The sequence below is a fragment of the Streptococcus parasanguinis genome (assembly GCF_001069785.1).
GTDB classification, from domain to species: Bacteria; Bacillota; Bacilli; order Lactobacillales; family Streptococcaceae; genus Streptococcus; species Streptococcus parasanguinis_T.
In genome coordinates this window covers 1-5,136 of sequence record NZ_JVSR01000069.1, presented here as the reverse complement: position 1 = coordinate 5,136, position 5,136 = coordinate 1, and the positions used below count along the sequence as shown (strand labels likewise).

Below are 5,136 nucleotides of genomic sequence, written 5' to 3'. Positions count from 1 at the left end.
GCTCGACAATCCAAAAATAATTAAGAGGCTAGGACTTTTGTCCCAGCCTCAGCAAACTATACAAACAGTATGTGGGAGAAAAAAATGAATCAACAAAAAAATAGTGTCTCTGAAAAAGGGCACGGCTATTTCCGCAAACGCAACAAGGCATTGGTCTCTATGATTACCCTTTTTGGAGCCTTGATGGTAAGCTCTGTTGCCATGGCTGACGAGGTCAACAGCAATCCGACTTCTGAGATTTCAGCAACCGCTCAACCAGTAGCAACCAATACCAGTACTCCTACCACTACTAGTGAGGAAGTTGCTACGACGGAAGCAACTTCTTCTCCATCGGAATCAACAGCAACTGTAACTGCCACTCAACCGGTCAGTGCAACTCCAGCAACTACTTATAATACTCCAAAAATCACCAACGACGTCACCTTTGATAAAGCGACTTATAAAAGTGGGGAAGACGTCCGCATCTCTATCAACAACCCTGAAGTGGTTTCATCTGATGTCACTGTCTCTCATTTAGATCAGGTCATTTATGAAAAGAAAAACGTTGAAGGTGGCGAACTGACAATTCCAAGTACTGTCTTTTCACCTAATGCTGGATTTATCGTTGATGTCCTTGGTAAGAAAGCAGATGGCTCCCAAGCCTTTCATAAAGCAGCGGGTCTTGCTGTTGAAGATGACTGGACGATCTACCCACGTTATGGGGTGGTTGCCGGCTCTAAAGACAATCACAACTCCATCACCAATGATCAGGTAGAAGGCTACAAGAACAGTATTGACCAATTGGCCAATATGCACATCAATAACTATTTCTTCTACGATGTCTACAATACACCTGCCAACCCATTCCCAGCAAATGTTGAACGTTTCACTCAAGACTGGGCGACTTTCTTAATTCCAAATAGCGAAACAGATCCTGACAAGCGCAAGTCTTACTTACCTGTCATCGATACAGAAGCAGTCAAAGAGCTGGTGGCTCATGTCCATACAACTGGTGCCAAAGCCATGCTCTATAACATGATTTACGCAGTTTCCCTCGAAGAAGGGGTTCCAAATGAAGTGAAAAGCGCCGTTGTTCGCAATCTAGAAGACCATTTTAACTTTGGTAAAAAGGGGGATGTCACAGCGACCGATATCCAACAATTTCTCGATCCAGGCGATCCAAATTGGCAAAAATTTATCATTGAAGTCATGACCAAAGCCATGAAAGAAGGCAATTTTGATGGATGGCAAGGGGATACCATGGGCTCTAACTGGGTGGAAAAAGTCAGTGAACCCGGAAAAGGTTTCTCTTTGAGCGAACACTATCCAGAACTAGCCACAGCTGCAACAGAGGCCCTCAAAAAAGAAGGCTATGACTTCATGATCAACGATATCTCTACTGGAGATGCTGATCGACTAGGAAAGACCACTGTCTCTGCACCTTATGCGGAAGTTTGGGGAGATAGCATTGCCTATGACTCTACCTACCAAGCCTTGACGCGTCTCACCGAACGGATGCGTGATTTATACAAGGGGAAATCTCCTATCATCGCAGCCTATACCCATCGTGGTAAAAATGCATCAACCCTCAGCAAAGACAACGAATTGCTGACAGATGCCATCATCGCAGCGAGCGGTGGTTACCATATGACGACTGCAGCCCTCAATACTTCTCAAGATGCTAAAGGTTTTGGGGTGATCCAAGCAGAATGGTATCTCAATCAAAACCTACCAGTCAATGCCGACTTTGCCAATGCAGAATTCAACTACCAAGAATTCATCGTTGCTTATCAAGAACTTCTCCGTGGGCGCGACACCTTGGCGCATGATACTCGTCGAATTGTAGACAATACAAATGTACTGGTAAACGGCAACTTCATCGGATCCAACCTGGATAATGCTGACGGGGTTCAACCTGGAACCGTTTATACCATTACAAAAGAAACCAAGACGGGTGATCGGATTGCTCACTTGATCAATTTGGTCGGCATCACTGAAAACAAATGGAACAGCGCTGTGAATACAACCGAAAAATTGACCAATATTCAAGCTTTTGTTCCACTCGGAAAAATCACAAAAGACCAGGCTGAACACGCCAGCATTTACTGGGCAACACCCGATGCTGTTGAAGGAAAATACAACATCAACCTCCGAGAAACAAGCGCAAATGTTTATTATGACGGAGGGGCTGGCCAATGGATGGCTGCTATCGATGTTCCTAGTCTAGATGTATGGGATATGCTCTACGTCAAACTCAATGAAGCCGCTCATGTTCTTTATCAAGACGAAAACGGAGTTGAGCTCGAGCGTTCCAGTGACTTGGTTGGTCATACAGGTGAAAAGATCAACTACTCTACAAAAGAAACCATTGCCAACTATTTGAAGAAAGGCTATGAACTAATAGAGAATGGCTTCGATGCAGACGGACAACCAAACTTTGACCGCGACGCTACCAACACCAATGAAGATGGCGTTCAAGAGTTTATTGTCCGCTTGGCACCAAAAATTGTAGAATTTTCTGCAACACAGCCCATCCAAGCCGGTCAAGTTGTTCCAGGAGACAGCGAAGGTCGTGTCTATCCAACTCCTCTAGCTCCAGCTGGTCAAACAACGGCTGATCTGGATCATTTATCTGAAACAGTGACCCGTACAGTGACCTATGTAACAGAGGACCAGGATGGATCTAACCGCCAGCCTGCAGGAATAGCTGATCAAACTGACAGCCTTCATTTCACTCGCAAAGGTACCATCAATTTGGTGACAGGCGAGACGAAGCTTGAAGACTGGACAGCTCAAGATGGCACGAGTTTTACAGCTCTTGAAAATCCCGTCAAAAAAGGCTATGTTGTCGTAGCAGAAGAATCGACTGATACCGTCTCTTCTGATCTGATAAAAGCAGGTCACCATACTGGCATTCACGCTGATGTAGCAGACATCACAGATACGGTCATCTATCGACCAGTCGGTGCCTATAGGATCAGCTATGCCACTGGTAAAGAACCAACCAATGCTCAAAAAGAGATCACTTATCTCAATGATGCTACTAATCCAACTGCCATCGCATCTCCTACCGCTATCCTTCCTTACGTGGAGGGATTAGAGCCAAAAGATGCTAATGGACAAGTCTTGAACTTTGTCGATCCTCTTGACGAGACCAAAGGCTATCTTCTTCCGAACCCTGAGTCTCCAACAGCTGATACTGCTATTTTCTATGCCATCTCCAAAGGCTCTGTCAGGGTACGATTCCTTACAGAGGGAGGCGACACTGATCTGCAAGAGGCGCAAGACCTCGCTACAGAAGCAGACTTCGGCACCAAATATACAAGTGAGGCCCCAACAGAAATCACAAAAGATGGTCGTATCTACCATCTAGTTGGACTCCGTGCGGATTCTGCGGATCCAAATGGCACCGTCACTAAAGGAATGAAAACCGTTATCTACGATTATAAGTTAGCTACGGGGACTGTCATCGCGCGATTTGTCATCCAAGATACGAGCACTGAATTGCAACCAGAACTTGCGGTTGCAACGAATGTGGACAATGGAACCCATTACATCGCTAGCGCACCAGATGAGATCTCCTACGACGGCCACATCTACGAACAGATCGGTGCAGCTGAACAAACTGGGAACGTAGAAGTGGGAACAACGGTCTTAGTCTTTGCATACAAGGTCAAAGAAGTCCCTACTCCACAAACCTTCCCAGAAACAGGAAGTAAAGAAATCGTTCATCCTAGTACTTCTCATACACAACCAGCAGTAATAAAAGAAATCCCATCTACTTCTACAACAGAAGAGGATAAACCTCTTGAAACTACAAGCCAAACAGCGGATCTCCCCGAAGCTGTTCCTAACACCCCTCAAGAAGGAACTCACCTACCTGTAACAGGTGAAGAGACCTCACACCTAGCCTTACTTGGACTTGGTCTCTTAGCAGGCCTTACCAGTCTTGTCGCTTTCAAAAAGAAACATGATTAGTTAGATCCCAAACAAAAAGAAACTTCCTATGGAATTCTGTTCCAAGGAAGTTTTTTATATTTATACAACTTATTCAGAGTCTATACTCCTTTTATGAAGGTAACTGACGACAATAAGGGTGTGAAGTTCTTCCACTCCAAACCCTACTGTAATTCCAATTCAAAGTGGCTTCATTCCCCTTGTTGCCGGCAGTTTGAAAGATCAAATTACTTTACTAGTATACTGTTTTCCATATTTTAAGTCAACAAAAATCGGTTGAAACTAGTAACAGAATGAAATGACTAGTAGAATGATTTCTGAAATATTTCATAATATATACAATTTTTATAAGTTTCCAACAACAAACAAAGAGGCCTTGCTCTTTCGAGCAAAGCCTCTTCCTGTTGGATCTAAAATTGTCACCTCATCAACAAGTTTGTCGATGTCACCTCAATTTTAGTCTTCGCGTTTTTTGCGTTTTGCAAGTCCTGCAAGGCCAACCATACCAAGTGCAGCACCTAACAATGCAGCAGATGCTGATTGTTCTTCACCAGTTTCAGGGAGTGCTGGAGCTGGAGGAGTTGTAGGTGTTGGCGGTGTTGGTGGTGTTGGCGGTGTTGGCGGTGTTGGCGGTGTTGGCGGTGTTGGCGGTGTTGGCGGAATAACAGTGTTGTTAAACTCTGTATCTTCTGGCAACTTAGTAGTAGCTACTAATACCTTACCTGCTTTATTCACCACGATACCAACAGTTGCAACCATCTTATCGTATACAACGCTTGAATCTGTGCCACGGATTTCTTCTACATGGTAGATATAGGTACCTTCTTCTCCACGTTTGAATTCAAGAGCGGTTACTTCTTTTCCTTCTTTATTAGTATATTTAACTGGAGTGAATTTGATGTTTCCGTTAGCATCATTTGTTACTGTCGTAACCACTACACCATCTTTATCCTTAAGAACAAAGCTGAATTCGTTAGCTTTAAGCTCACGGCCTTCCAAGCGTTTAGTGAAGTTGAATTCTACTTCAACTGGAACGTTGTTTACACGTTTTTCAGTTGGTTTGCTTGGTTTTTCAACTTTCTTAGTAGTTGGGTTGTAGTAGTTTACAACTTGAGCCGCAGTGTTTTCGATGTCTACTCCGCCTTTAACGTCAGCTTTCACTGTTGTTGGGATGTCGAACTTGTAGTAACGTCCGAATTC

2 protein-coding genes are annotated in these 5,136 nt (G+C 44.1%); one reads left to right on the top strand and one right to left on the bottom strand.

Annotated features, from left to right (window positions below):
* Positions 1-84: 84 nt before the first annotated feature.
* Positions 85-3,957, top strand: coding sequence for a glycoside hydrolase family 66 protein (locus ADG03_RS05570; protein ID WP_049473335.1), 3,873 nt, complete (start codon positions 85-87; stop codon positions 3,955-3,957).
* Positions 3,958-4,392: 435 nt separating this feature from the next.
* Here the strand turns inward: ADG03_RS05570 and ADG03_RS05565 are convergent.
* The coding region (locus ADG03_RS05565; protein WP_049520971.1) for a Spy0128 family protein at positions 4,393-5,136 on the bottom strand (744 nt) is incomplete at its 5' end.